The organism is Actinocorallia libanotica, from assembly GCF_039525175.1.
Lineage (GTDB): Bacteria > Actinomycetota > Actinomycetes > Streptosporangiales > Streptosporangiaceae > Actinocorallia > Actinocorallia libanotica.
Genome location: NZ_BAAAHH010000019.1, coordinates 1 through 23,888, shown reverse-complemented (window position 1 = coordinate 23,888; position 23,888 = coordinate 1). Strand labels below are relative to the sequence as shown.

The window sequence follows — 23,888 nt, the reverse complement described above, 5'->3', positions numbered from 1 at the left end:
CCTTGGCCTGTTCAAGCGAGGGAAGGGAACGGGCATGGAGCTGAGGAACGTGATGGGGCGGGCCGCGGAGGCGGCTGTCGGGGTCGTGCGGGGGGTCGGGGCGGAGCAGCTCGGGCTGGCCACGCCGTGTCCGGAACTCGACGTCCGGGGGCTGGTGAATCACCTGATCTTCTGGACGGGGGTCCAGGGGTACGCGGCGGGGGCGCGGCAGGCGCCGGGTGAGGTGGCGGAGGGGCATGACTTCACCGCGGAGGCAGGGTGGGTCGAGGCCTATGCGGTGCGGGCGAAGGCCACGGCCGATGTGTGGAGCGCGCCGGAGGCGTGGGAGGGGGAGGCTTCGCTGACCGGGGGCGGGACGTTGCCGGCTTCTTTCGTCGGCGGGATCGTGCTGGGCGAGTGGTTGCTGCACGGGTGGGATCTGGCCGCGGCGACGGGGCAGGAGCTGGTCGTGGACGACGAGGTGGCCGCGGCGCTGTACGACAGTGTCGCGGTCAAGGCGGAGATGGCCCGGCAGCATCAGGTGTTCGGACCCGAGGTGCCCGTTCCGGCGGACGCGTCGGTGTTCGACCGGGCGTTGGGGCTGGCGGGGCGCGACCCGTCCTGGAAGCCCTGAGCCCGGGGCTGTTCCACGGGCGTTCCCGACGTGCGGGGCTTCCAGGGGAGGGCCGCGCAGGAGGCCAGGAGGAGCACCGAGCCTGCGGCCAGGGCCAGGCGGGGGGTCGTCAGGGTCGCGAGGAGGCCCCAGAGGAGGGTGCAGACGGCGCGGGCGGCGTTGGCGGTGATCGACCAGGCCGTGAGGACGCGGGAGAGGTGTTCGCGGGGCGTGCGCTCCAGTCGGCAGGTGGCGAAGACGGGTGTGAAGGCGCTGGTGAAGAAGACCGTGCCGGTGTGGATCGCGGTGATCGCGACCAGGCCCGTCCAGCCTGTGCCGACGAAGGGCAGCCACGGCAGCCACAGGACCCTGGCGACCCCTGTGACGAGCAGGATTTCGCGGGGGTCGCGGTGGGACAGGCGGCGGCTGAGGCGCGCCCCCAGGATGCCCGCGACGCAGGGGACGCCCACGGACAGCCCGTACTGGAACGCCGTGAAGTGCAGGTCGCGCAGCATCAGCACGGCCAGGACCGGCGTTATCGCGACGTTGAGCGCGCCGAACGCCACGGTGTTGGCGAACAGGGGCCGCAGCACGTCGTCGCCTCGGATGCTCCGCCAGCCCGAGCCGATCTCCCGCCACCGGCGGCGTCCCGGAGAGGGCGCCGGCGGTGGCGGTTCGGGCGTGGTGATCGCGCGGATGCCCAGGGCGGAGAGCAGGTAGCCGGCGGCGTCGACGAGCATGGTCACGGCCGGGCCGAGCAGGGCGATGAGCAGTCCTCCGGCCGGCGGGCCCGCCGCGGACGACGTCCACATGACGCTCTCGAACCGGGCGTTCGCCTCCGTCAACCGGCCCGGGGGGACGAGCGCCTTCAGGTGGGCTCCCGAAGCCCCGGCGAACGCGATCTGCCCTACCGCGACGAGCACGCAGACCGCCAGCAGGTGCGCGTACGTCAACGCGTGGCAGGCGTAGGCGAGCGGAATCGTCAGCAGGGCCGCGCACCGCAGCACGTCCGCCCCGATCATCACGGGCCGTTTCCGCCGGAACTCGATCCACGGCCCGAGCGGGAGCGCGAGAAACGCCCCCAGCATCCCGCCGAGCGCGGAGAGCAGCGACACCTGCAGAGCGCTGCTGGAGAGCACGAGCACCGCGATGAGGGAGAAGGCGTGCGTGGCGACCGCGCTCCCCGCCGTGCTGGCCGTGTAAGCCAGCCAGAGCCGGTTGAAATCCGCCCCGAGACGGTCCGCCACCACACCTCCAGAGAACAACCGGCCGTTGTCAGGCCAGCCAGAAAACAGGGGAAGGGCACTGGAGCGCAAACAACCGAAACCGAGCCGCACAACCAGAAGTTGTAAGTTGCCGCCATGAACACCGAAGCCGTGCGCGCCTTCGTGAGCGTCGTGGAGGAGGGCGGCTTCCAGGACGCCGCGCTGACCCTGGGCGTCTCCCAGCAGGCCGTGTCCAAGCGGATCGCGTCCCTGGAGAAGTCCCTGGACGTCGTCCTGTTCCACAGAGGCCCTCGCCGCGCCGAGCTGACCGTCGACGGCCGGGTCCTCCTCCCCCACGCCAAGACGCTGCTGGCCGCCGCGGACCGGGCCGTCCAGTCCGTCCGGCCGGGCTTCCGCCCCCTCCGCGTCGACGTCCGGGGCAGACGGCTCGCCGCAGCCCACCTGCTCTACGACTTCCACGAGTCCCATCCGGACGTCCAGCTCGACGTGGTGACCCTCTCCGACGGCGGCGCAGCGGTCTCCGCGCTGGAGAACGGCTCGATCGACGCCGCTCTCACCTACCTCCACCAGCCCGAGGCACTTCCTCCGGGCATCCGCCACGTCCACGTCTACGACGAACCTCTGGAAATCCTCGTCGGCCCCCGGCATCCGCTGGCGCACGCCAAGAGCACCCGTATCGCCGACCTGGCGACGCACCGGCTCTGGGTCCCGGGTATCGTCCCCGGCACGGAATGGGCCGCCTACTACGCGTCCCTGGCCACGGCCTTCGACATCGAGATCGATTCCACCGGCCCGGATTTCGGCGTCGAACACCTCCTGGACGTCATCGCGGACTCCCGTACCGTGGTGACTTTCCTCGGTGCCAGAACGCGTATCGTCTGGCCCGCCCGGCATGAGCTGCGCCGCCTCCGGCTAGCCGAACCGACCCCGGTCTACCCCTGGTCGTTCCTGTGGCATGACAAGGCCGACGGCCCGGCCCTCAGCAGGGTGCGCGACCATCTCACGCGCATGGCCCATCCCCCGCTCTCCTCCGTCTGGTCCCCCGTGCGCCGCGACGGTGTCGCGTGAACGCGCGGCCGCGAACGCCGCCAGCGCCGTCGTGAGCGGTACGGCCGCGATGAGCCCGAGCGTCCCCACGACGCTGCGGACGATCTCCTGGGCGACCACCGGGTTGGTGAGCGCCTGCTGCGCCCCCTGGCCCCCGATCTGGAACAGCAGCAGCAACGGCAGCGACGCGCCCGCGTACGCCAGGACGATCGTGTTGACGACCGACGCGATGTGCGAGCGGCCCACGCGGGCGGCGGCCCGGTACAGCGCCGCGAAGCCGTAGTGGGGGTTGGCTCGGGCCAGTTCCCGGACGGTGGCGGCCTGGGTGACGGTGACGTCGTCGAGGACGCCCAGGGAGCCGATGATGATGCTCGCCAGCAGCAGCCCCTGGGTGTTGATCCGGTAGCTGGCGTCCAGGTAGAGGGAGCTCTCGTCGGTAATGCCGTGCAGGTGGGCGAGGTCCAGGGCGAGGACGGCCAGCAGGCCGGTGAGGGCGAGGCTCGCCAGGGTGCCCAGGACGGCCAGCGAGGTCGTCGTGGTGAAGCCGTGCGTCAGGTACAGCACGACCAGGATGATCGCGGCGGCGCAGACGATCGCCGCGAGCAGGGGCGGGTGGCCTTCCAGGATCGCCGGGAGCAGGAACATCGTGAGCAGCGCGAACGTGATGGCCAGCCCGAGCAGCGCCGTCAGGCCGCGCAGGCGCCCGAACGCGACGACGGCCAGGGCGAACGCGGCGAACACGATCCACAGCGGGTCGGTGCGGTCGTGGTCCGACAGCTGGTAGCGGTCGCCGTTGGGGCTGCCGCCGGGGAGCTCCAGCAGCAGCACGTCGTCCCCGGCGCCGAAGACCGGGCTGCCGGGGCCGCTGGGCAGCTCCACCTGGGCGACCCGCCCGGCCGACAGCTGCACGGTGGCCGTCCCGCACCGCCGGGGGTCGGCGGCGACGGACCGGTCGCCCAGATCCAGCGGCGCCTCCCCGGCGGGGGCGGCCTTCGGGCAGGGCTTGAGCTCGACGGCGATGACCTTCCCGGGGATCCGCCCGACCCGTACGCCGTCCTCGGCGTCCGCGCCGGTGCCCGAGGGCCACAGCCAGAGCAGCCCCGCCAGCGTCGCGAGGGCCAGCGGGACGAGGACGGCGAGCGTCCCCAGCACCACGCTCCGGGGAGCCGGCCCGTCCTGCCCGTGGTGGTGTCCGGCACCCACGACCGTCTCCTTTCGCCGCGTACCCGGGAACGCCCGATGGTACGGGGAAAGAAGCGGCTACTCCGCGCCGACCGCCGGAAAGGCCGGGATCGAGACGCCGATGCCGCCGAGGGTGTCCGCGCCGTAGCGCGCCTGCTCGGCCGCCAGGTCCAGCGGCCGGGGGCGCAGGTCGGAGGCGGCGCGCTCGCGGTCGGCCTCGGTGATGCGGGCGGCGGGCACGATCCAGCAGACCTCGAACTCCAGGCCGTCGGGGTCCTGGGCGTACAGGGACTTAGTGAGGACGTGGTCGGACGCGCCGACGAGGGCGCCCGCCTCGGCGAGCACGGCGCGCATGCGCTCCAGCTCGGCGAGGGTGTCGACCTCCCAGGCCAGGTGGTAGAGGCCGACGCTGGTGCGGCCCGCCGGGGACGGCGCGGCGGCGGAGCCGATCTGGAACAGGCCGAGGTCGTGGTCGTTGGTGGAGCCGGACGCCCGGAAGAAGGCGGCCTGCCCGGGGAGGAAGATCAGTGTCCGGAACCCCAGGACGTCCTCGTAGAACTCGCGGCTCCGCTGCACGTCGCGGACGTAGAGGACGGCGTGGTTGAGGCGGGTGATCGTCATGTTCGGCTCCTGGCTGACGCTGGGGTGGTCCTCCCACGATAAGCAAAGTTACTTGAACTCTCAACTATTCGTAGAATGGGCGGCATGGCCTCCCCACGCTGGCTCACCCCTCAGGAGCAGGCCGCCTGGCGGGCGTACCTGATCTCCAACCAGTTGCTCGACGAAGCCCTCGACCGGCAGCTCCAGCACGACGCGGGCATGCCCCACGCCTACTACTGGATCCTCGTCGCCCTCTCCGAGGCGCCCGAGCACACGATGCGCATGAGCGACCTCGCCCGCCGCCTGCGCTACTCCCAGAGCCGCCTCACCCACGCCGTCACCAGCATGGAGCGGCGCGGCTGGGTGCGCCGCCGGCGCTGCCCGTCCGACGCCCGCAGCCTCCTGGCGACCCTCACGCCCGAGGGCATGCGCACCCTCGTCGACACCGCCCCCGGCCACGTCGAGGAGGTGCGCTCCCGCGTCTTCGACCGCCTCTCCCCCGAGCAGGTCACCCAGCTCAAGGAGATCTGCGAACTGATCCTCGACGGCCTCGACCCCCTGTGACGGCTCAGCCGAACAGGGCGCCGAGGACGAAGCCGAGCGCCAGCAGGACGACCGCGAGCACCGCCACGCGGACGGCGACCCGGATGAAGACGTCGTGGAGCGCCTTCAGCGCGGCCTGGGGGGCGCCGCGCGGGCGGGGGCCCTGGGCGGCGCGCCAGAACTCGTCCAGGACGTGGTCGGTCTCCCGGCGCAGCCAGGCGCGGACGAAACGGGGGCGCACCCGGTGCCCGGCGAGCCGGTCGACGGCGCGGAAGACGGCACGGCTCACCGCCTCCCTCGTCCGCAGGGTCTCGTAGGTCCTGGGGACGGTCGGGAGCAGGTCCAGGTCGCTGCGGCTGCGCTTCAGGACGGTCAGGTGCTCCCGCATCCACGCGAGGCCGTCGGAGCCGAGTTCCGCGTTGAGGATGAGGCCGTGCAGCTCGGTCTCCGCCGCCCGCACCTCCTCGGCGGAGGACAGGAAGAGCGGCAGCAGGTGGTGGGCGGCGTCGAGCCTGCCCCAGACGAAGTCGGAATCGCGCCAGCCCGCCTCGGCGAACGCGCCGAAGTGCTGGAAGCGGACCCCGTACAGCTTCCGCTCCCCCAGGTCGCCGAAACGGTCGTCGTTGAACAGGCGGCTCATGGTGTCGGGACCCAGGCGCAGGAAGTCGAAATGCGGGGTGAGGGTCTCGGTGATGCCCGAAGGCGGGACGAAGGACTGGGTGAGGACCTCGATGGCGAGGCAGTCGGCCACCACGTCCCAGGTGTCGTTCCAGCGCCCCTCCGCCTCGGCGACGGCCCGCGCGTAATGGTCCCCGCCGGCGCGGACGAACGCCGCGACGGTCGAGGGGACCGCCAGTTTCCGGAAGACCTCGTCGAGCAGCTGCGCGGCCGCCCGGTCGGAGAAGCGGCCGGAACGCGGGAAGGACCGCTGGAGCTGCCGGGCGACGGCGTCCTTGACGGCCAGCACCCTGCGCAGTTCCCCGTTGACGGCTTTCGCGCCCTCGATCAGCCCGGCCTGGGCGGCGGGCCGGAGCCCCTCGTCGTTCGCGAGGTCCTGCAGATGGCCGCTGAGCGTCTGGAGCGCCCTTTCCGCCGGAAGAAGACCCCACTGCCACGACCCTTCCCAGGCGGTGAAGCAGTCCGGGTCGTCCGGGGGGATCCAGCGCAGACCCGGCCGCCGCGCCAGGAACTCGTGCACCTCCGCCGTCTCCACCCGCGGCGGGAAGACCAGCGACGTGACGGTGTCGGCGGCCGCGAGCATCTCCCGGACTTCCAGGATGACGCCGCGGGCCCGGTTGAAGCGGTACTCGGAGAACAGGCCCTGGGCCAGGGAGAGGAAGTCGGGCGGGAACGCCGAGCCCGTTCCCATGCGGGTCTCGTAGAGACGCGCGAACAGCTCCTCCCGGGTGGAGAGGACGCTGGTGCGCAGCCGCGCGGCCAGGTCCTCCGTGCCGATCCGGAAATCGGCCTCCTGCGGGAATCCGACGGCGCTGAAACCGGCGGTGCCGGCGGTGATCTCCTCGCACGCCGCGCCCTTGACCCTCTCCTCCGGCAGCCGGCCCCCGGACGGGACGACGTAGACGACGACGCGCTTCACCTTCCGGTCCAGCGGGCGTTTGGTGATCGTCTCCAGGACCGGGCCGAAAGGCGCGTTGTTCAGGACGCCTCCGTCCATGACGCAGCTGGCCGGATCGTCGAACACCGGTTTCGGCAGTTCCCGGTACTCCAGCAGCGGCAGCTCGCTGACCGGCGGGAAGGCGACCGGGAAACCGGCGGTCGCCCGCGCCGCCCGGACGAGGAAGGGCGTGTTGGCGAACACGAAGTCGTTGCGGGGCCGGCTTTTCTGGATCCGCCACGTGCCGTCTTCGGGGAGGTAGGCGATGGCCTCCTCTTCGCTGTAGCGCTCGAAGCGGTAGAGGCGCCGGTGGTCGCGGACGTCGAAGTAGTTGCCGAAGCTGTCGGTGTACGAGCGGAACCGGCCGTCGAGGGCGGTGGCCGTCAGGAACAGCGTCACCGGTTCGGGTTCGACGGCGTCGGCGCTCCCCTGCGGGATGGTCTCCAGCGCCTCCTTGAGCTCGGCGTCGAAGAACTCACCGCTGAACAGGCTGTGCTCGGAGGGCTCGGCCAGCAGCCTGTCCAGCGCGGCCGAGCGCTGCCACAGCTCCCTGAGGCCGGTCAGCGCCGTGTCCCGGCCGATCGCGGTGGCGAGCATCAGCCCGTTCAGGCCGCCCGCCGACGTGCCCGCGATGACGTCGATGCGCACCCTCCGGGGTTTCGCGCCCTCCCTGGTGACGCTCCGCCAGAACCGGAAGACGGGCAGGTCGCTCTTCTTGACGTCCTTCTCCGGCTCGCCCCGGGAGGCGCGGCGCAGCAGGTCCAGCTCGTGGGCGACCCCGCCCATCCATACCGCGAGGCTGACTCCCCCGTTCATCACCAGGGCGAGCCGCACCTCCTCCACGTCGTCCGCGCCCTCTTCCACAGCGCCGACATCCCCCGGCGGCCCGCCCGTTACGCTCCGGAGCGGTTAAATCACCAGCCGACCTCCTCGCAGCCCGTGTGGTCGGACGGCTCGACCTGCAGGGTGGCGTGCTCGATGGCGTAGCCGTCCCGCAGCAGGTCGCGGGCGCGGTCCAGCACGGAGTGCCCGTCGGCGCCCTCGGCCGTCACCAGGTGCGCGGTCGCCACGTGCATCCCGGACGTCAGCGTCCACAGGTGCAGGTCGTGCACCTCCCGCACGCCCTCGACGGCCGACAGGTCCTTCGTCAGCGCCGCGACGTCAACGTCCTCGGGCGCGTGCTGGCCCAGCACCGCCAGCACCTGGCGGCCCAGCGACACCGCCCTGACCACCACGAACACCGCGATGGCCAGCGCGATGACGGTGTCGAAGAGCGCCTGCCCGGTCGTGGCGACCAGCACGCCCGCGGCGATCACGCCGACGGACCCCGCCGCGTCGGCGAGCACCTCCAGGTAGGCGCCCCGCACGTTCATGCTCTCGGACGCGCCGGCCCGCAGCAGCAGCAGCGCGACGACGTTGACCAGCAGGCCCAGCGCGCCGACCACCAGCATCGGCCCGGCCTCGACCTCGACCCGCTCCCCGATCCGGCCGAGCGCCTCCACCACGATGTACCCGGCGGTCACCAGCATCACCAGCACCGCGAACCCGGACGCGAACACCTCCGCCCGGTAGGACCCGTACGTCCGCCGTCCGGTGAGGTCCGGCCGCGTCGCGATCTTCGTGGCGACCAGCGCGACGCCCAGCGCCAGCACGTCCCCCGCCATGTGCCCCGCGTCCGACAGCAGCGCCAGCGACCCCGACACCAGCCCGTAGGCCAGTTCCACGACGAAGAAGGCGGCCGTCAGCGCGAACGACACCTGCAGCCGCCACCGGTGCCGCCCGCCCGCGTGCCCCTGCACATGCCCGTGGCCGTGCCCATGCCCATGCCCGTGGCCCATCTCAGTTCCCCCGCTCCGGGTGCATGACCTCGCTGTGCTCGATGTGCGCCACCGCCAGGTCCAGCAGCATCCGCACATGCGCGTCGTCCAGCCGGTAGTACGCCATCCGCCCGGACCGCCGCGCCGTCACCACCCGGTGCGCCCGCAGCAGCCGCAGCGCGTGCGAGACCGCCGACTCGCTCATCCCGCTGACCGCCGCGAGGTCGCACACGCACAGCTCCCCCTCCCGCAGGCCCAGCAGCAGCCGCAGCCTCCCGGGATCCGACAGCAGGCCGAACACCTCGGCCGTGTCCGCCAGATCCCGCTCCGAGGGCATCCCCTCCCGCACCGAGGCCACCCGGTCCCCGTCCACCACCCGGACCGCGCACCCGTCCAACGAGATCACCCGCTCATCTGAAGAACTGTTCATATGTAAATCCCAGCGCCTCCCCCTCCCTCCTGTCAAGCCCCGGCGCCCTTTCGGACGGGTGCTACCGGTTCCCCGCGACGTCCAGGATGATCTTTCCCTGGATGTGCCCCCGCTCGGCCCGCTCGTGCGCCCTCGCCGCCTCCGCCAGGGGGAAGACGCCGTCGATCCCGACGCGCAGCGTGCCCTGCTCCAGGAGGGCGGCCAGCTCGCCCATCTGGCGCCCGTCGGAGTGCACCTGGCCGGGCCGGAAGGAGATGCCCAGCTCGGCGGCGCGCTCGGCGTGGTAGTCGCCGAGGAAGACGGGGCTGATGGTCCCGCCCGGCTTGAGGACGGGCAGGAAGCGGTGCCCGTGGGGGCCTCCGACGTTGTCGACGAGGTGGTCGACGTCCCGCACCTTCTCGGTGACGTCGGTCCTGGTGTAGTCGTGGAACTCGTCGGCGCCCAGGTCGCGCAGGAACTCCTCGTGGCGGCCCGAGGCGACGGCGATCACGTGCGCGCCCTTCGTCTTGGCGAGCTGGACGGCGAAGTGCCCGACGCCTCCGGCCGCGCCGTTGACGAGCACCGTGCGCCCTTCGCCGAGCCCGATGTGGTCGAAGAGGAACTGATAGGCCGTGAGCCCCGCCATCGGCACGCCCGCCGCCTCCAGGTGGCTCAGGTTCTCCGGCTTGCGCGCCAGGTGGTAGGGCGGGGCGGTCGTGTACTCGGCGTAGGCGCGGCCCCCGTCACCGCCCCAGGGGAAGCGCACGAGCCCGAACACCTCGTCCCCCACCTCCCAGCCGCCGGCCGCCGGCCCCACCTCGACGACGACGCCCGAGACGTCCGAGCCGGGGATGTACGGCAGGTCGACCTTCGGCCGGACTTCCTCGGGAATCCCGGGGTACCCGGACCGCGCGTACCAGTCCGGCGGGTTGAGGCAGGCCGCGTGCACGCGCACCAGGACCTCGCCGAGCCCCGCCCGCGGCGCCGGCACCTCCTCGTACCGCAACACTTCGGGGCCGCCCTGCTCGTGCACGCGAACGGCCTTCATCATCTCCGGCATCGCCTTCTCCTCAGGGGTTCCGGGCGCTCCGCGGACATAGCGGAGCACTGCTCCGCATAATAAGCGGAGCGGTGCTCCGTATGTCAACCCCTAAACTCCGCTCATGGCCACTCCGCCCCGCGCCCGCCGCTCCGACGCGCAGCGCAACCGCGACCGCCTCCTGGAGGTCGCCAGGACCGTGTTCGAGGAGCAGGGCGCGCAGGCCTCCCTGCGGGACATCGCCCGCCGCGCCGAGGTCGGCCTCGGCACCCTCTACCGCCACTTCCCCACCCGCGACGCCCTGCTGGACTCCCTGCTGGGCCGCCACTTCGACGCCCTGGCCGCCCAGGCCGCCGACCTGGCCGCCGCCCACCCGCCCCGCGAGGCCCTCACCACCTGGCTGCGCGCCTTCGCCGCCCAGGCCGCCGCCTACCAGGACCTGTCCGCCGCCCTGATGGACACCATCAACGACGAGACCTCCCCGCTGCACGCCTCCTGCTCCGCCATGCGCGGAGCAGGGGCCCGCCTCCTGCGCGACGCCCAGGACGCCGGCGACGTCCGCCCCGACGTCGACGGCCTCGAACTCTTCGCCCTCGTCAACGCCGTCGCCTGGATCACCGGGCACTCCCCCGCCGTCGCCGCCCGCCGCGACCACCTCCTCGACCTCGTCCTCGACGGCCTCGCCGCCCCGTCGTCCCGGCGGTGAGCGTCCGGCCCGGATCGGCGGGCCGTCGGAGGGTCAGAGGGTGGGCGGGGAGTCGAGACGGGTGAGTTCGAGGCCGGGGGCGGACAGGACGACGTCGCCGGCGAGGTGGAATTCGGTGGTCTCGGCGGTCTCCAGGTCGGTGGTGTGCCAGGTCTCGACGGGGAGGGGGCCGAGGTCGGTGGGGTGGGGGTCGACGGAGGCGAGTGTCCAGCGTTGAGGGGCGGTCCTCGTGGCGAGGGAGTCTCCGGTGATGGTCACCAGGGAGACGGTGGCGGAGGCGCCGGGGGCGAGGTCCAGGGAGCGGGCGATGGTGACGAGGAAGGCCGGGGAGGGGCCGAGGAAGGCCAGGGCCTCGGCGGAGTGCTCGCGCTCGCCGCGGACCCACAGGAGGTCGCGGCCCGCGGCGCCGCCGCGGAGGGTCCAGGCGGGCGTGCGCAGCTCCAGGCGGGCGGGGCGCCAGCGGCTGTCGACGGTGAGGTCGACGCCGGGGGCGACGTAGCGCCAGCCCGCGGGGCCCGGGGCGCACTGGAACTCCTCGGTCACGCCCGAGGCCAGGTGGAGGTAGGCGCCCCGGGGCATGTCAGGAGCCCGATCGCCAGGACGAGAGGTACTCCTCCTGGTCGGGGGTGAGGACGTCGATCTCGGCGGACATGGAGCGGAGCTTCAGGCGGGCTATCTCCGAGTCGATCTCCGCGGGGACGTCGTGGACGCCCGGAGGCAGCGCCTCGTGGTGGCCGGCCAGCCACGCGCAGGTGAGGGCCTGCCCGGCGAAGGACATGTCCATGACCGCGGCGGGGTGGCCTTCGGCGGCGGCGAGGTTGACCAGGCGGCCCTCGCACAGCAGGACGAGGCGGCGGCCGTCGGGCAGGACGTACTCGTCGGCCTGGGGGCGGACGCGCTGGACGTCCACGGCGAGCTCCTCCAGCGCGCGGACGTCGACCTCCACGTCGAAGTGGCCGGAGTTGGCGAGGATCGCGCCGTCCTTCATCACCTCGAAATGCTCGGCGCGGATCACGTCGCGGTTGCCCGTGGTGGTGACGAACACATCGCCTTGGCGGGCGGCCGACGCCATGGGCTCCACGCGGAAGCCCTGAAGGAGCGCCTCCAGCGCCTTCACGGGGTCGATCTCCGTGATGACGACGAGGGCGCCGAGCCCCCGGGCGCGTTCGGCCACGCCGCGTCCGCAGTACCCGAAGCCCGCGATCACGACGGTCTTGCCGGCCAGGAGCGTGTTGGTGGCGCGCATGATGCCGTCCAGCGTCGACTGCCCGGTGCCGTACCGGTTGTCGAAGAGCCGCTTGGTGGCGGTGTCGTTCACCGCCACGACGGGGAAGCGCAGCGCGCCCTCACGTGCCATCTGGTGCAGCCGGATGACGCCCGTCGTCGTCTCCTCGCATCCGCCCAGCAACCCGGGCAGCAGGTCCACCCGCTCGGTGTGCAGGATGTTCACCAGGTCGCACCCGTCGTCCACCACGAGGTGCGGCGAGACGTCCAGGGCGGCGTGGATGTGCCGGTAGTAGGTCTCCATGTCCACGCCCGAGCGCGCGAAGACCGACACCCCGTACTCGGCGACGAGCGCGGCCGCGGTGTCGTCCTGCGTGGACAGCGGGTTGGACGCCGCCACGGCGACGGACGCGCCGCCCGCCTGGAGGGTGCGCAGGAGGTTGGCCGTCTCGGTCGTGACGTGCATGCACGCCGCGACCCGCAGCCCCTCCAGGGGCCGCTCGGCGGCGAACCGCTCGCGGATGGAGCGCAGCACCGGCATCGACCGGTCGGCCCAGCCGATACGCCGGACCCCGGCCTCGCACAGGCCGGGGTCCGCGATGTCGTGTCCGCTCAAGGGGTCAGTACCGGTAGTGGTCCGGCTTGTAGGGGCCCTCGACGTTCACGCCGATGTACTCGGCCTGCTCCTTGGAGAGCGTGGTGAGCTTGACGCCCAGCGCGTCCAGGTGCAGGCGGGCGACCTTCTCGTCGAGGTGCTTGGGCAGCACGTAGACGCCGACCGGGTACTCCTCGGTCTTGGTGAACAGCTCGATCTGCGCGATCACCTGGTTGGTGAAGGAGTTCGACATGACGAACGAGGGGTGGCCGGTGGCGCAGCCCAGGTTCATCAGCCGGCCCTCGGCCAGCACGATGATGTTGTGGCCGTCGGGGAAGGTCCAGGTGTGGACCTGCGGCTTGACCTCGTCCTTGACGATGCCGGGGATCTTCGCCAGGCCGGCCATGTCGATCTCGTTGTCGAAGTGGCCGATGTTGGAGACGATCGCCTGGTGCTTCATCCTCGCCATGTGGTCGGCGGTGATGATGTTGAAGTTGCCGGTGGTGGAGACGAAGATGTCGGCGATCGAGACGACGTCCTCCAGGGTGGTGACCTGGAAGCCGTCCATCGCGGCCTGGAGCGCGCAGATCGGGTCGATCTCGGTGACGATGACCCGGGCGCCCTGGCCGCGCAGCGCGTCGGCGCAGCCCTTGCCCACGTCGCCGTAACCGCAGACGACGGCGACCTTGCCGCCGATCAGCACGTCGGTGGCGCGGTTGAGGCCGTCGATGACCGAGTGGCGGCAGCCGTACTTGTTGTCGAACTTCGACTTGGTGACCGAGTCGTTGACGTTGATCGCCGGGAAGGCGAGGGTGCCGGCCTTGTGCATCTCGTACAGCCGGTGCACGCCGGTGGTGGTCTCCTCGGTGACGCCCTTGATCGCGGCGGCGGTCTCCGTCCAGCGGCCGGGGGTCTCGGCGATGGTGCGCTTGAGGGTGTCGATGATGACGTGCCACTCCTCCGGGTCGTCCTCGGAGGCGGACGGGACGGCACCGGCCTTCTCGTACTCGGCGCCCTTGTGGACGAGCAGCGTGGCGTCGCCGCCGTCGTCGAGGATCATGTTCGGCGGGGTGCCGTCGGGCCAGCGCAGGGCCTGGTCGGTGCACCACCAGTACTCCTCCAGGGTCTCGCCCTTCCAGGCGAAGACCGGCACGCCCCGGGGCTCGTCGACGGTGCCCTCGGGCCCGACGACGACCGCCGCGGCGGCGTGGTCCTGGGTGGAGAAGATGTTGCAGCTGACCCAGCGCACGTCGGCGCCGAGCGCGACCAGCGTCTCGATGAGGACGGCGGTCTGGATCGTCATGTGCAGCGAGCCCATGATCTTGGCGCCGCGCAGCGGCTGAGCCGCGGCGTACTCCTCGCGTACCGCCATCAGGCCGGGCATCTCGTGCTCGGCGAGCTGGATCTCCTTGCGGCCGAACGCGGCCAGCGAAAGGTCGGCGACCTTAAAGTCCATCGGGCTGTCTCCTCTGAGCGACTCCGGGAAAGTCTAGGCGCAGGTCGTGCCGCCGTTCATCCTCGGGGGGCCGAATCTGACATAAGATTGTCAGATTCCTGAAGGAGGAGGCCTCTGATGCGGATCACCGAGGCGGCGCAGCGGCTCGGCACCTCGCCCCGGATGCTGCGGTACCGCGAGCGCCTGGGCCTCCTGCCGCCGCGCTCCGGCGCGTCCCACCGCCGGTACGGCGAGCCCGAGCTGCGCGCCGTCGCCCTCGGGCTGGCCATCGAGCAGCGCTACGACATCGGCCCGTCCGAGCTGGCCTTCGCCCTGCGCGTCCTGGCCGAGCCCGAGGCCCGCGCCCGCGTCCAGGAGCTGGGCGAGCGCATCGGCAGGCTCGTCCCGCAGCCGTCCCGGGCGCTGGACTTCGAGAAGCAGAAGGCGCTACGCCTGCTCCGTCGCTGACCCGGGCACCACCAGGCCCGACTCGTAGGCCAGCACGACGGCCTGCGCCCGGTCGCGCAGCCCCAGCTTGGTGAAGACCCGCGCCACGTGCGTCTTCACGGTGTGCTCGCTGACGACGAGCCGCGCCGCGATCTCGGCGTTCGACAGCCCGCCCGCGATGAGCATCAGCACCTCGCGCTCGCGCGCCGTCAGCGTGGCCAGCGCGGCGGGCGGGCTGATCCGCGCCTGCCGCTGGCGCGCGAACTCCCGCACCAGCCGCCCCGTCACCTGCGGCGCCAGCAGCGCGTCGCCCCGCGCCACGATCCGGACCGCCGACACGAGGTCCTCGGCCGTGGCGTCCTTGAGCAGGAACCCCGACGCCCCCGCCGCCAGCGCGTCGTAGACCAGCTCGTCCGCGTCGAAGGTGGTGAGGATCAGCACCCGCAGCCCCTCCAGGCCCGGCTGCGCCAGGATCCGCCGGCTCGCCTCGATGCCGTCCATCCGCGGCATCCGGATGTCCATGACCACCACGTCCGGCCGGTGCCGCTGCGCGAGGTGCACCGCCTCCACGCCGTCCCCGGCCTGCCCGACGACCTCGATGTCCTCCTGCGCCCCCAGCAGCGCCGCGAACCCGGCCCGCACGATCGTCTGGTCATCCGCGATGATCACTCGAATCATGAAGCCGTCCCCTTCGTGTCCCCCCGATTCTGTCAGCACCGGGCGCGGCCATCGAGCCGTTCGTCCCGGTCTTCGCGGGACCGCGCCCCCTGTCCCCCGCGCGCCCGTCCCCGGCACGCTGGCACGATGAGCGCTCCACCACCGGTCACCGAGCTCCTGGAGGAGCTCCGCTCCCTGCTGAGGTCGCCCGAGGCCGAGGGCGAGGCCGCCCGCCGCGCCGCGCTCGCGGCCGGATCCGGCCGTATCGTGCTGCGCCTGGTCCGCCACACCGAACGGCCCGGCGTGCGCCTCCTCGACGTGGTCACCGAACTCGACGACGACGGCGGCTCCTCCGGAACGGTCCTGGCCATGGGCACTCCCGTGGAGCTGCTCGCCCTGCTCGACGGGCCGCGGACGGCCGGGGAGGTCCGGCGCTGCGTCCGGGAGGGCGAGCTCGCCCTCCTCCGGCTCCGCGACCTTTGCTGACCGGGACCCGCCCTCAGGGGCTGAAGGGCAGTTCGGCCTCGACGTCGAAGCCGCCGTCGGCCGACGGGCCGGCCTGGAGGCGGCCGCCGAGCATGGCGGCGCGCTCCTGCATGCCGATGAGGCCGTGGCCGCCGGTCGCGGGGGCGGGGAAGCCGTCGACGCGGGTGCGGGTCAGGTCGGGCGGCTGGTTGTGGACGCGGACCCTCAGACGGTCGGGCTGGTAGACGAGCTCGATCTGGACGGGGGCGCCGGGGGCGTGGCGGCGCACGTTCGTCAGCGCCTCCTGGACGATGCGGTACGCCGACAGCTCCAGGGTGGCCGAGAGGGGGTGCTCCTCGCCGCGGACGGCCAGGCCCGCCGCGCCGCCCGCGCTGCGGTGCTGGTCGATCAGCTCGTTCAGCCGGTCGAGGCGGGGCTGCGGGGTCACCTCGGTCTCGGCGGCGGCGTCCGAGCGCAGCACGCCCAGCAGGCGGCGCATCTCCACCAGCGCCTCGCGGGCGGTGTGCGCGATCTCGGAGTAGCCGCGCTTGGCCTCGTCCGACAGCTCGCTCATCGTGTACGGGGCGGTCTCGGCCTGCACGGCGATCATCGAGACGGAGTGGGCGACCACGTCGTGCAGCTCCCGGGCGATCCTGGCCCGCTCCCGCATGATCGCCTGCTCGCGCTGCGCGGCGTCCAGCCGGACGAGGGTCTCGGTGTTCTGCTCGCGGGCCTCGGCCTCGGTGTCGGCGACCGTCCGGCGCGCGTCCCCCAGCCCGATCGCGCCGACCACGGCGACGACCACCGCGGGCCACGGCACGTTGTCCAGGCCCTCCCCCGCCAGGTAGACGACGCCGATCACCGCCAGCGCGCAGCACGCCAGCAGCCCCGCCGAGGCGCGGGGCAGCTGCTGGGCCAGCAGGTAGAGCACCCACAGCGCCGACAGCAGCGTGGTGATCAGCAGCGCCTGCCCGGACAGCAGCGCGGCGGCGGTGGCGCTCAGCACGATCGCCGCGACGGGCCGCAGCACCTCCTTGCGCCACACCATCGGCACCGTCGCGGCCAGCGCGAACCCGGCGGGCACGCTGAAGAGGTCGTGGTCGGCGTCGCCGACCTCGTACAGGGCGGCCAGCGCCAGCAGCAGACCCGTCACCGGCGCGTAGACCCAGGAGGCCCGGAAGCGCCCCCACCACGCCAGGGAGCGCGGCACCGGCCCCGTCTCCTCGGGCACCGGCGCGAGCATCGTCCCGTGGGGGCCGTACGGCCCCTGCCGCGGGTACTGCGGATGCCCGTACGGCGGCTGCGGCTGCTGCTGCCGCGACCCGTACAGCCGGGCCAGCGCCTTGTCCCCCAGGGGGCGCAGCAGCCTCCCGATCCCCGCCAGCACCCACAGCAGCAGCTGGCCCACCCCGGCCACGGCCCGGCCGGAGAGCCGCCACACGTGTTCCGCCGCTCCGCTGCCCAGGGTCTTCTCGCCGCTCATCGCTCCATCCTCGCCGCAGTTCCGGATAATCCGCCTCCTCTCAGAGTGCGATACCCGGCGCGCTGGTCCACCCCGAGGATGAGGCCGGTTCCGTCCCCGCGGGGGACGCGGGAACAAAGCCGGGCGGCGTACCGTTCTACCTATGACGACGGCACCGGAAGGTGGCAGTGGGTGTCTCTTCCGGATCCGTCGTGAGCAGAGCTGGAGATGGGGGTCTCCTTTGCGGAAGCCCCCCGCACCGCCCGGATGAGGGGATCCGGGGTGCGGGGGGCTTCCCTTTTTTCGTGCTCCGCGCGGCCGCGCGCCGGTTCAGCTCCCGGCCGCGACGTCCTCGACCGCCTGCTGCGCCCGGTACAGGTCGGGCTCCAGGTAGATGAGCTTGGCCACCGGCAGCATCGCCCGGATCTTCCCCTCGGCCGCGTCGATGGCCTTGGCCACCTCCGCCGCGGTGTCGTCGTGGTGCACCGCGATCTTCGCGGCGACCAGCAGCTCGTCCGGGCCGATGTACTGGGTGCGCAGGTGGATCACCCGGTCCACCTCGGGCACCGTCTCCACCGCCTCGATGATGCCCTTCTCCACCTCGGGCCCGGCGCCCTCGCCCAGCAGCAGGCTCTTGGTCTCGAACGCCAGCACGACGGCGATGAGGCCGAGCAGCACGCCGATGCACACGGTGCCGATGCCGTCCCAGACGGGGTCGCCGGTGACCACGGCCAGGGTGACGCCGCCCAGCGCCAGGATCAGGCCGACCAGCGCGCCGAGGTCCTCCAGCAGCACCACCGGCAGCTCGGGGGACTTGGCCTTGCGGATGAACTGCACCCACGTCTGCTCGCCGCGGATGCGGTTGGACTCCACGATCGCGGTCCGGAAGGAGAAGGACTCCAGGATGATCGCCACGATCAGCACGCCGAACGCCCAGCCCGGCGACCTGAGGTCCTCGGGGTGCTGGATCTTGTGGATGCCCTCGTAGAGGGAGAACATCGAGCCCACGGTGAACAGCACCAGGGCGACGATGAAGGCGTAGAAGTACCGTTCGCGCCCGAACCCGAACGGGTGCTCGGCCGTCCGTCCCCGTTCCGAGCGCTTCTTGCCCAGCAGGAGCAGCGCCTGGTTGCCCGAGTCGGCCACCGAGTGGATGGACTCGGCCAGCATCGACGAGGAGCCGGTGAAGACATACGCCACGAACTTCGAGACCGCGATCCCGAGGTTGGCGCCCAGGGCGGCGACGATCGCCTTGGTACCACCTTCTGCTGACATCTAGGAGATCCTTGCTGTGAGCTCTGCACGGGCAGGCACCGGGGTCGGGTCCACGCCCAGAGCCAGTGCCAAATAAACGGAGACATAGTCGCATATCACGATGAGTGAGGCGATGCGCTCCAGCGCGTGTTCGCCTTCCGCCCGGATCTCCGTCACCGGCAGCCCGCGCGCCCTGGCCACCTCGGCCACCGGCGAGACGCCGCCCTCCTCCAGGAGGACCACCGGGTGCAGCCTGCTCTCCTCCTCCTCCGCCCGGTCGCGGAAGAAGTCGTCGGGATCGGCCTCGGCCGGGCGCCCGTCCAGCGCGCCGATCTGCGCCCGCGCGCCGGGGACCTTGGCGTTGTCGCCCAGCTGGGCGGCGAGGCGGGAGGCGGCCGCCAGCTCCACCGGGGTCTGGCCCCAGGGCATCGGCAGGCTCCCCGCCAGCTCCAGCGCCGGCTGCTTGCCCGGGTGCAGGAACGGCTCCGCCGCCGGACGGCAGCGGTGGATGAGGTCCTCCATCAGCAGCGCCGTGGACTCCAGCACCTCGTCGGGCAGCGAGACCAGCCGCAGTCCGCGCAGCACCAGCAGCATCGGCACGACCTGCGCCCACACCATCGCGCGCACCGGCCCGCCGGGCGGCATCGGCAGGTACAGCGCCCTGTTCTGCACCGCCAGCTGGGCCAGCCGGGCGTCCGCCGGGCCCACGCCCACCACCGAGGCGCCCCGCCGCACCCCCTGCTCGGCCAGGTCGAACGCCGCGTCGCCGAGCGCGAACACCAGGTCGGCGGCGCCCACCCAGCCCGGCAGCCGCCGTCCCGTGAGGCTCAGCACCGGCACCGGGCAGCCCAGGCCGCACACCGCGGCCACGATCTCGCCCGCCTCGCCGGGCCCGGCCACCACCACCGACCGGGGGCGGCCCGCGCCGCGCAGCGCCTCGGCCAGGCCCGCCTCCTCGGCCAGCCGCGCGGCCTGGCGCAGGTGGGCGGCGCCCGACGCCACCAGCCGCAGCATCCCGCCGGGGTCGCCGGCCTCCAGCGCGGCCGCGTCCTCCAGCGAGCCCGCCGGGATCATGCCCGGGGAGCCCGCGCCTCGTCGACCAGCAGGACCGGGACTCCCTCGGCGGTCACCGGGTAGCTCCTGCCGCACTCGCCCGTGCAGCGCAGGTACCCGTCCTCGGGGGTCAGCCGCCCCCGGCAGTCGGGGCAGGCGAGGATGTCCAGCAGCCAGGCGTCGATCTTCACTTTGCCTCCTCGCGGCGCACGATCGCCAGGACCTCGTCCCGGATCGCCGCCATCGTGTGCTCGTCCGCGGCCTCGGCGTTGAGGCGCAGCAGCGGTTCGGTGTTGGACGCGCGCAGGTTGAACCACCAGCCGTCGCCGGTGAACGTGGTGCCGTCGAGCTCGTCGACCTCCACGCCGGGGCGCGCGGCGAAGGCGTCCTTCACCCGGGCCACCGCGGCGGCCTGGTCGGCGACCTCGCTGTTGATCTCCCCCGAGGCGGCGTAGCGGTCGTAGGACTTCAGCAGCGCCGACAGCGTGCCGTCCTGCTCGCCGAGGGCGGCCAGGACGTGCAGCGCGGCGAGCATGCCGGAGTCGGCGAACCAGAAGTCGCGGAAGTAGAAGTGCGCCGAGTGCTCGCCGCCGAAGACCGCGCCGGCCTCGGCCATGGTCTTCTTGATGAACGAGTGCCCCACGCGGGTGCGCACCGGGACGCCGCCGTTCTCGCGGATGATCTCGGGCACCGCGCGCGAGGTGATGAGGTTGTGCACGATCTTGGCGCCGGGGTGCTTGGCCAGCTCCCGCTCGGCCACCAGGGCGGTGATCGCCGACGGGGAGACGATGGCGCCCCGCTCGTCCACCGCGAAGCAGCGGTCGGCGTCGCCGTCGAAGGCCAGGCCGAGGTCGGCGCCGTGCTCCAGCACCGCCGCCTGCAGGTCGCGCAGGTTCTCCGGCTCGATGGGGTTGGCCTCGTGGTTGGGGAAGGTGCCGTCCAGCTCGAAGTAGAGCGGGACGACCTCCAGCGGCAGCCCGGCCAGGACCGCCGGGACGGTGTGCCCGCCCATGCCGTTGCCCGCGTCCACGACCACCTTGAGCGGCCGGATGCCGGTCAGGTCGACCAGGGTCTTGAGGTGGTCGGCGTAGCCCTGCAGGAGGTCGCGCCGCTCGACCGCGCCCGCCGGGCCGTCGTGGGCGGGGACGCCCGCGGCCACGAGGTCGCGGATCTCGCGCAGCCCGGTGTCCTGGCCGATCGGCCGGGCGCCCTCCCGGCACATCTTCATGCCGTTGTAGCGGGCCGGGTTGTGGCTGGCGGTGAACATGACGCCGGGCAGGTCGAGGCTGCCGCTGGCGTAGTACAGCAGGTCGGTGGAGCCGAGCCCGGCCTCCAGCACGTCGGCGCCCTGCGCCGCGGCGCCCCGGGCGAAGGCCGCGGCCAGCGGCGCGGACGAGGCGCGCATGTCGTGCGCGGTGACGACCCTGGCCGCCCCGGTGACCCGGACGAAGGCGGCACCGGTGGCCTCGGCGATCTCCTCGTCGAATTCGTCGGGGACGACGCCCCGCACGTCGTAGGCCTTGAAGATCTTGGCGAGATCGCCCACTCGGTATCCCTCTCCAGCTCGTCTCACTTGCGCTTCGAGCCTACCGGTGGAGGGCGGCCGGGGCATGACGAGGTCGTCAGCGGCCGTGCGGCGGATTCTTACCGGCCCTACTGGCGGGGCTGGTCGGACCGCAGCACCCGCAGGTGGCCCCTGCGGCCCACCTCGATGCCCTGGCCGACCGGCTCGACCACCGGGCCGGTGGGGCGGGCCGCCTCGCGCACGGCGTCGGCCAGCGCCTCCAGGTCGTCGGTGCTGGGCTGCTCGGACGCCTCGTCGGCGGGCAGGCGCAGCAGCTCCCAGCCCATCGGGGCGGTCAGGCGGTCGGCGTGGTCGGCGCAGAGGTCGTAGCAGTGCGGCTCGACGTACGCGGCCAGCGGACCCAGGACCGCGGTCGAGTCGCGATAGACGTACGTGAGCGTGAACACCGCGGGCGCCTTGCACGCGGTGCGGGAACAGAGTCGAACGGAGCTCACGATGCCAGAACGTACGCCTTTCCGGGCCGCGCCGCCAGTATCCGGATGATCGTGTCTCGCGTTTCCCATCTAACAGACACGATTCGGACATGCTTTTCTCCCGGGATCAGGGCTTCGTCCACCAGGTCCCGCCCGTCCCCCGAGGCGCGGCGGGCACCGGCGTAGACTGCCCTGATGAGCAGAGCCAAGCGCCGCGACCGGCACGGCCGGGGCCTGCGCGGCCCGCTGGCCCCGCCGGAGGTGCCCATCTCGCTCACCCGTTCGGAGAAGTTCGACGACCTGGTGCGCGAGGAGGTCCAGCGGATCGTCGCCCCCTGGAGCGAGCGGCTGGCCGGCGTGGAGTTCGCGGTCGAGGACGTCCCGCAGCCGGACCCGGACGAGACCAGGGTCCCGCTGAGCGCCACCCGCACGGTCGACGGCACCCCCCGGGTGGTGGTCTTCCGCCGCCCGGTGGAGAGCCGGGCCGGCGCCTCCGGCCAGGGCGAGCGCGAGCTCGTCCGGCTGATCCGCGACCTGGTCGTCGAGGAGGTCGCCGCCCTCCTCGGCGTCCCGCCCGAAGAGGTCGAGCCCTAGGGGCCGTCCGGGCCGGGCAGGACCGCGGTCAGCGAGCCGCCCACGGCCGGCAGCCGCAGGCGCTCCGGGGCGGGGCCCAGCACCAGCAGCGTCGCCGTCCGCGACCCGCCGGACTTCACGGTGCGCCACCGCGCGCCGTGCACCGGGCCGGAGCCCGGCAGCGGCTCGATCCGCACCGCCGCGGCGTCCACCGGCACCTCGACCGTCCGGCCCGCCGCCAGGCGGACCTCCTGGCCCGCCTCAGGACCCGACCGGCCCAGGGGGGTCACCCTGACCACGGCGGCGTCCCGCGGGGCCGTCAGCAGCAGCGTGGAGCCCTTCCGGGCGTCCGCCACGGTGGCCCCCGCGGCCAGCGGCTCCGCCGCGGCCCCGTAGCTCACCTCCTCGCCGCCCGCCTGCAGCCCCGCCACCAGCTCCCGGTCGGACGTGAGCACGACGGCCGCGGCGCGGCCGCCCAGCGACGTCTCCAGGTCCAGCGTCATGACGGTGTCGGCGGGGATGTCCAGCGTGTCCCGGCCCTCGGGCGCGAACACGCCGTCCTCGGTGATCACGTTGATCCTCACCCGGGCGTCGGCCTCGCCCGGCGCGCCCACGTACAGGGTGCGCCGGCCCCCGCCCGGCGGCACGCCCGGCAGCACCAGCTCGCGGGACGGCCCCGCGGTCGCGGGCACCCAGTCGACGCCGCGGCCCCCCAGGTCGGCGCGCACCGCGGCCGCCACCCGTCCGGTGGTGGCCGTCACCCGCAGCGCCAGCACCCCCGTCCCCGCCGCGACCGTGCCCAGCCCGTCCACGCTGCGGCCGATCCGCACCACCCGCGAGGCGCCGCCGGGCACCTCCAGGGACTTGCCGTCCGTGGTGGCCAGCCCGCCCTCGTCGGAGATCGCGTGGATGTCCACGGTCGCGGGGATGTCGTCGGCGTTGGCCAGGTGCAGGTCGACGGTGCCCTCGCCGGGACCGGGCGTGACGAACCAGTGGTCGGTGCCGGGGGCGGAGCAGCGCGCCCCGGTCAGGCCCTTCTTCTCCTGCCCGGTCTGGACGGCCGCGAGCCCGGCGGCGTGCGCCCCGGACGCCTCGACGACCAGGGGGCCGGTGCGCTTGGCCGTCTGCGCCTTGGTGGTGGTCCAGACCGTGCCGGGGGCGTCGAGGGTCGTCATGACCTTGCCCACCGTGTCGCGCACGACCGCCTCGCCCTCGCCCCGGCCGGTGGAGGCCACGGTGATCTCCGCCTTCGCCGCGTCCGGGCAGACCGCCACCGCCGCGTCCACCGGGACGTTCTCGCCCAGGTGCGCGGGCGCGGGGCCCGGCCGGGAGACCTCGGCGACGCCGTAGAGGGCGGCGGCCGCCAGCAGGATCAGCGCGGCCGCCCCGTAGCGGTGCCCGGCGAACCTGCCGAAGGCCTGCAGCGCCCCGCCGAGCGCCGGCTCCTTGCGCCGCGCGGCCCGGCGGGAGCGGCGGCCCGGCGCGGGAACCTCCGCGGCCGGACCCTCGCCGGAGGCCTCCGGGAACGGGCCGTGCCCCGGCACGGCGGGATCCGGCTCGGCGGGATCCGCGGGCCCTCCGGCGTACGGGGACTCCGCCGGGGCGCGCGTCATGTCGACGGCGCCGAAGGTCACGGTCCCGCCGTCGGCGGGAGGCTCCACCGGGGGCCGTTCCGTGCCCGGCCCGCCGAAGGGCGCGGGCTCGCCGACGGGCGGACGCGCCCACGCCCCCGTGCCGGACGGTGCGGGCCAGGACCTGGTCAGCGGGTCGGGGTCGGGGTCGGGGTCGGCGGACGGCCTCGGCGGCGGGAGGGGCCTGCCGAACTCGATGTCGCGCCAGTCGTCGTCGTTCATGCCGGAAGCTCCGCGGACTCGGGGGTTTCGGGAGCGGCCTCGGGCGTCTCGGGCTCCGCGGGCCCGGCCGCGCGGCGTCGGCCGCGGCGGCGGCGC

The 23,888-nt window shown here is 73.2% G+C and carries 24 protein-coding genes and 1 pseudogene; 7 read left to right on the top strand and 18 right to left on the bottom strand.

Annotated elements, in window-relative coordinates:
* Positions 1–34 precede the first annotated feature (34 nt).
* Positions 35–613, top strand: a complete 579-nt coding sequence (locus ABD140_RS22115) for a TIGR03086 family metal-binding protein (protein ID WP_344242828.1) — start codon at positions 35–37, stop codon at positions 611–613.
* Here ABD140_RS22115 and ABD140_RS22110 read toward each other — a convergent pair.
* Positions 517–1,839 carry an MFS transporter gene (locus tag ABD140_RS22110; RefSeq protein ID WP_344242827.1) on the bottom strand — a complete coding sequence of 441 codons (1,323 nt, stop codon included), beginning with the start codon at positions 1,837–1,839 and terminating at the stop codon, positions 517–519. The two genes, ABD140_RS22115 and ABD140_RS22110, sit on opposite strands and share 97 nt — an antisense overlap.
* 114 nt (positions 1,840–1,953) lie before the next feature.
* Between ABD140_RS22110 and ABD140_RS22105 the strand changes: the two genes are divergently transcribed.
* Complete coding sequence (locus ABD140_RS22105; protein WP_425544141.1) at positions 1,954–2,886, top strand: LysR family transcriptional regulator; 933 nt, start codon at positions 1,954–1,956, stop codon at positions 2,884–2,886.
* 24 nt (positions 2,887–2,910) lie between these two features.
* On the opposite strand, the pseudogene ABD140_RS40190 reads toward ABD140_RS22105, so the two are convergent.
* A pseudogene (locus ABD140_RS40190) lies at positions 2,911–3,606 on the bottom strand (YibE/F family protein); the annotation flags it as partial.
* A gap of 519 nt (positions 3,607–4,125) precedes the next feature.
* Entirely contained in the window at positions 4,126–4,668 is a 543-nt protein-coding gene (locus tag ABD140_RS22095) for a VOC family protein (RefSeq protein ID WP_344242825.1), read from the bottom strand.
* An 84-nt stretch (positions 4,669–4,752) separates the two neighbouring features.
* On the opposite strand from ABD140_RS22095, the gene ABD140_RS22090 reads away from it, so the two are divergent.
* Positions 4,753–5,211, top strand: a complete 459-nt coding sequence (locus ABD140_RS22090) for a MarR family winged helix-turn-helix transcriptional regulator (RefSeq protein ID WP_344242824.1) — start codon at positions 4,753–4,755, stop codon at positions 5,209–5,211.
* Positions 5,212–5,215: 4 nt separating this feature from the next.
* Here ABD140_RS22090 and ABD140_RS22085 read toward each other — a convergent pair whose 3' ends face one another.
* The 4 genes from ABD140_RS22085 to ABD140_RS22070 all read right to left on the bottom strand — a co-directional run bounded on the left by ABD140_RS22085 (position 5,216) and on the right by ABD140_RS22070 (position 10,091).
* The gene (locus ABD140_RS22085) at positions 5,216–7,669 is read right to left on the bottom strand and encodes a DUF3376 domain-containing protein (protein WP_344242823.1); all 2,454 of its coding nucleotides are present in this window, start codon (positions 7,667–7,669) and stop codon (positions 5,216–5,218) included.
* Positions 7,670–7,719: 50 nt separating this feature from the next.
* Entirely contained in the window at positions 7,720–8,643 is a 924-nt protein-coding gene (locus ABD140_RS22080; protein ID WP_344242822.1) for a cation diffusion facilitator family transporter, read from the bottom strand.
* A 1-nt stretch (position 8,644) separates the two neighbouring features.
* Positions 8,645–9,052, bottom strand: coding sequence for an ArsR/SmtB family transcription factor (locus tag ABD140_RS22075; RefSeq protein WP_344242821.1), 408 nt, complete (start codon positions 9,050–9,052; stop codon positions 8,645–8,647).
* 61 nt (positions 9,053–9,113) lie between these two features.
* Positions 9,114–10,091, bottom strand: a complete 978-nt coding sequence (locus tag ABD140_RS22070; protein ID WP_344242820.1) for an NADP-dependent oxidoreductase — start codon at positions 10,089–10,091, stop codon at positions 9,114–9,116.
* A 103-nt stretch (positions 10,092–10,194) separates the two neighbouring features.
* Here ABD140_RS22070 and ABD140_RS22065 point away from each other — a divergent pair, with 103 nt between their 5' ends.
* A complete protein-coding gene (locus ABD140_RS22065; protein WP_344242819.1) occupies positions 10,195–10,776 on the top strand; it encodes a TetR/AcrR family transcriptional regulator in 582 nt (193 codons plus the stop codon).
* A gap of 33 nt (positions 10,777–10,809) precedes the next feature.
* Here the strand turns inward: ABD140_RS22065 and ABD140_RS22060 are convergent, their stop codons facing one another.
* From ABD140_RS22060 to ahcY (ABD140_RS22050), 3 genes are read right to left on the bottom strand one after another with little or no spacing between them, the layout of a single operon-like run.
* Positions 10,810–11,355 (bottom strand): hypothetical protein, encoded by a 546-nt coding sequence (locus ABD140_RS22060; protein WP_344242818.1) that lies wholly within the window; start codon positions 11,353–11,355, stop codon positions 10,810–10,812.
* Position 11,356: 1 nt separating this feature from the next.
* Positions 11,357–12,616 carry an adenosylhomocysteinase gene (gene ahcY / locus ABD140_RS22055; protein WP_344242817.1) on the bottom strand — a complete coding sequence of 420 codons (1,260 nt, stop codon included), beginning with the start codon at positions 12,614–12,616 and terminating at the stop codon, positions 11,357–11,359.
* A 4-nt stretch (positions 12,617–12,620) separates the two neighbouring features.
* Positions 12,621–14,051, bottom strand: coding sequence for an adenosylhomocysteinase (gene ahcY / locus ABD140_RS22050; RefSeq protein ID WP_344242816.1), 1,431 nt, complete (start codon positions 14,049–14,051; stop codon positions 12,621–12,623).
* A 117-nt stretch (positions 14,052–14,168) separates the two neighbouring features.
* Here ahcY (ABD140_RS22050) and ABD140_RS22045 point away from each other — a divergent pair, with 117 nt between their 5' ends.
* Positions 14,169–14,498 (top strand): MerR family DNA-binding transcriptional regulator, encoded by a 330-nt coding sequence (locus tag ABD140_RS22045; protein ID WP_344242815.1) that lies wholly within the window; start codon positions 14,169–14,171, stop codon positions 14,496–14,498.
* Here the strand turns inward: ABD140_RS22045 and ABD140_RS22040 are convergent.
* The gene (locus ABD140_RS22040; protein ID WP_344242814.1) at positions 14,478–15,155 is read right to left on the bottom strand and encodes a response regulator; all 678 of its coding nucleotides are present in this window, start codon (positions 15,153–15,155) and stop codon (positions 14,478–14,480) included. The two genes, ABD140_RS22045 and ABD140_RS22040, sit on opposite strands and share 21 nt — an antisense overlap.
* A gap of 126 nt (positions 15,156–15,281) precedes the next feature.
* On the opposite strand from ABD140_RS22040, the gene ABD140_RS22035 reads away from it, so the two are divergent.
* A complete protein-coding gene (locus ABD140_RS22035) occupies positions 15,282–15,620 on the top strand; it encodes a hypothetical protein (protein ID WP_344242813.1) in 339 nt (112 codons plus the stop codon).
* Positions 15,621–15,633: 13 nt separating this feature from the next.
* Here ABD140_RS22035 and ABD140_RS22030 read toward each other — a convergent pair whose 3' ends face one another.
* The 6 genes from ABD140_RS22030 to ABD140_RS22005 form a co-directional block, all read right to left on the bottom strand.
* Entirely contained in the window at positions 15,634–17,082 is a 1,449-nt protein-coding gene (locus ABD140_RS22030) for a sensor histidine kinase (RefSeq protein ID WP_344242812.1), read from the bottom strand.
* A 309-nt stretch (positions 17,083–17,391) separates the two neighbouring features.
* The gene (locus tag ABD140_RS22025) at positions 17,392–18,336 is read right to left on the bottom strand and encodes a cation diffusion facilitator family transporter (RefSeq protein WP_344242811.1); all 945 of its coding nucleotides are present in this window, start codon (positions 18,334–18,336) and stop codon (positions 17,392–17,394) included.
* On the bottom strand, positions 18,337–19,389 hold the full coding sequence (locus tag ABD140_RS22020) for an SIS domain-containing protein (protein WP_344242810.1): 1,053 nt from the start codon (positions 19,387–19,389) through the stop codon (positions 18,337–18,339). It lies immediately after the preceding gene.
* A complete protein-coding gene (locus ABD140_RS22015) occupies positions 19,386–19,559 on the bottom strand; it encodes a Trm112 family protein (protein WP_344242809.1) in 174 nt (57 codons plus the stop codon). The genes ABD140_RS22020 and ABD140_RS22015 overlap by 4 nt, the downstream gene beginning before the upstream one ends.
* On the bottom strand, positions 19,556–20,914 hold the full coding sequence (locus ABD140_RS22010; RefSeq protein WP_344242808.1) for a phosphomannomutase/phosphoglucomutase: 1,359 nt from the start codon (positions 20,912–20,914) through the stop codon (positions 19,556–19,558). The genes ABD140_RS22015 and ABD140_RS22010 overlap by 4 nt, the downstream gene beginning before the upstream one ends.
* 107 nt (positions 20,915–21,021) lie before the next feature.
* A complete protein-coding gene (locus ABD140_RS22005; protein ID WP_344242807.1) occupies positions 21,022–21,387 on the bottom strand; it encodes a DUF3499 domain-containing protein in 366 nt (121 codons plus the stop codon).
* Positions 21,388–21,561: 174 nt separating this feature from the next.
* Between ABD140_RS22005 and ABD140_RS22000 the strand changes: the two genes are divergently transcribed.
* On the top strand, positions 21,562–21,960 hold the full coding sequence (locus ABD140_RS22000) for a metallopeptidase family protein (protein ID WP_344242806.1): 399 nt from the start codon (positions 21,562–21,564) through the stop codon (positions 21,958–21,960).
* On the opposite strand, the gene ABD140_RS21995 is transcribed toward ABD140_RS22000, so the two are convergent.
* Positions 21,957–23,792, bottom strand: a complete 1,836-nt coding sequence (locus ABD140_RS21995; protein ID WP_344242805.1) for a DUF5719 family protein — start codon at positions 23,790–23,792, stop codon at positions 21,957–21,959. The genes ABD140_RS22000 and ABD140_RS21995 overlap by 4 nt on opposite strands.
* Between the last annotated feature and the right edge of the window lie 96 nt (positions 23,793–23,888).

Coding starts and splice junctions, on each gene's coding strand:
- ABD140_RS22115 (WP_344242828.1), top strand. CDS start 35: ATGGAGCTGAGGAACGTGATGGGGCGGGCCGCGGAGGCGGCTGTCGGG.
- ABD140_RS22105 (WP_425544141.1), top strand. CDS start 1,954: ATGAACACCGAAGCCGTGCGCGCCTTCGTGAGCGTCGTGGAGGAGGGC.
- ABD140_RS22095 (WP_344242825.1), bottom strand. CDS start 4,668: ATGACGATCACCCGCCTCAACCACGCCGTCCTCTACGTCCGCGACGTG.
- ABD140_RS22090 (WP_344242824.1), top strand. CDS start 4,753: ATGGCCTCCCCACGCTGGCTCACCCCTCAGGAGCAGGCCGCCTGGCGG.
- ABD140_RS22080 (WP_344242822.1), bottom strand. CDS start 8,643: ATGGGCCACGGGCATGGGCATGGGCACGGCCACGGGCATGTGCAGGGG.
- ABD140_RS22075 (WP_344242821.1), bottom strand. CDS start 9,052: ATGAACAGTTCTTCAGATGAGCGGGTGATCTCGTTGGACGGGTGCGCG.
- ABD140_RS22070 (WP_344242820.1), bottom strand. CDS start 10,091: ATGCCGGAGATGATGAAGGCCGTTCGCGTGCACGAGCAGGGCGGCCCC.
- ABD140_RS22065 (WP_344242819.1), top strand. CDS start 10,195: ATGGCCACTCCGCCCCGCGCCCGCCGCTCCGACGCGCAGCGCAACCGC.
- ABD140_RS22060 (WP_344242818.1), bottom strand. CDS start 11,355: ATGCCCCGGGGCGCCTACCTCCACCTGGCCTCGGGCGTGACCGAGGAG.
- ahcY (WP_344242816.1), bottom strand. CDS start 14,051: ATGGACTTTAAGGTCGCCGACCTTTCGCTGGCCGCGTTCGGCCGCAAG.
- ABD140_RS22045 (WP_344242815.1), top strand. CDS start 14,169: ATGCGGATCACCGAGGCGGCGCAGCGGCTCGGCACCTCGCCCCGGATG.
- ABD140_RS22040 (WP_344242814.1), bottom strand. CDS start 15,155: ATGATTCGAGTGATCATCGCGGATGACCAGACGATCGTGCGGGCCGGG.
- ABD140_RS22035 (WP_344242813.1), top strand. CDS start 15,282: ATGAGCGCTCCACCACCGGTCACCGAGCTCCTGGAGGAGCTCCGCTCC.
- ABD140_RS22030 (WP_344242812.1), bottom strand. CDS start 17,082: ATGAGCGGCGAGAAGACCCTGGGCAGCGGAGCGGCGGAACACGTGTGG.
- ABD140_RS22025 (WP_344242811.1), bottom strand. CDS start 18,336: ATGTCAGCAGAAGGTGGTACCAAGGCGATCGTCGCCGCCCTGGGCGCC.
- ABD140_RS22020 (WP_344242810.1), bottom strand. CDS start 19,389: ATGATCCCGGCGGGCTCGCTGGAGGACGCGGCCGCGCTGGAGGCCGGC.
- ABD140_RS22000 (WP_344242806.1), top strand. CDS start 21,562: ATGAGCAGAGCCAAGCGCCGCGACCGGCACGGCCGGGGCCTGCGCGGC.
- ABD140_RS21995 (WP_344242805.1), bottom strand. CDS start 23,792: ATGAACGACGACGACTGGCGCGACATCGAGTTCGGCAGGCCCCTCCCG.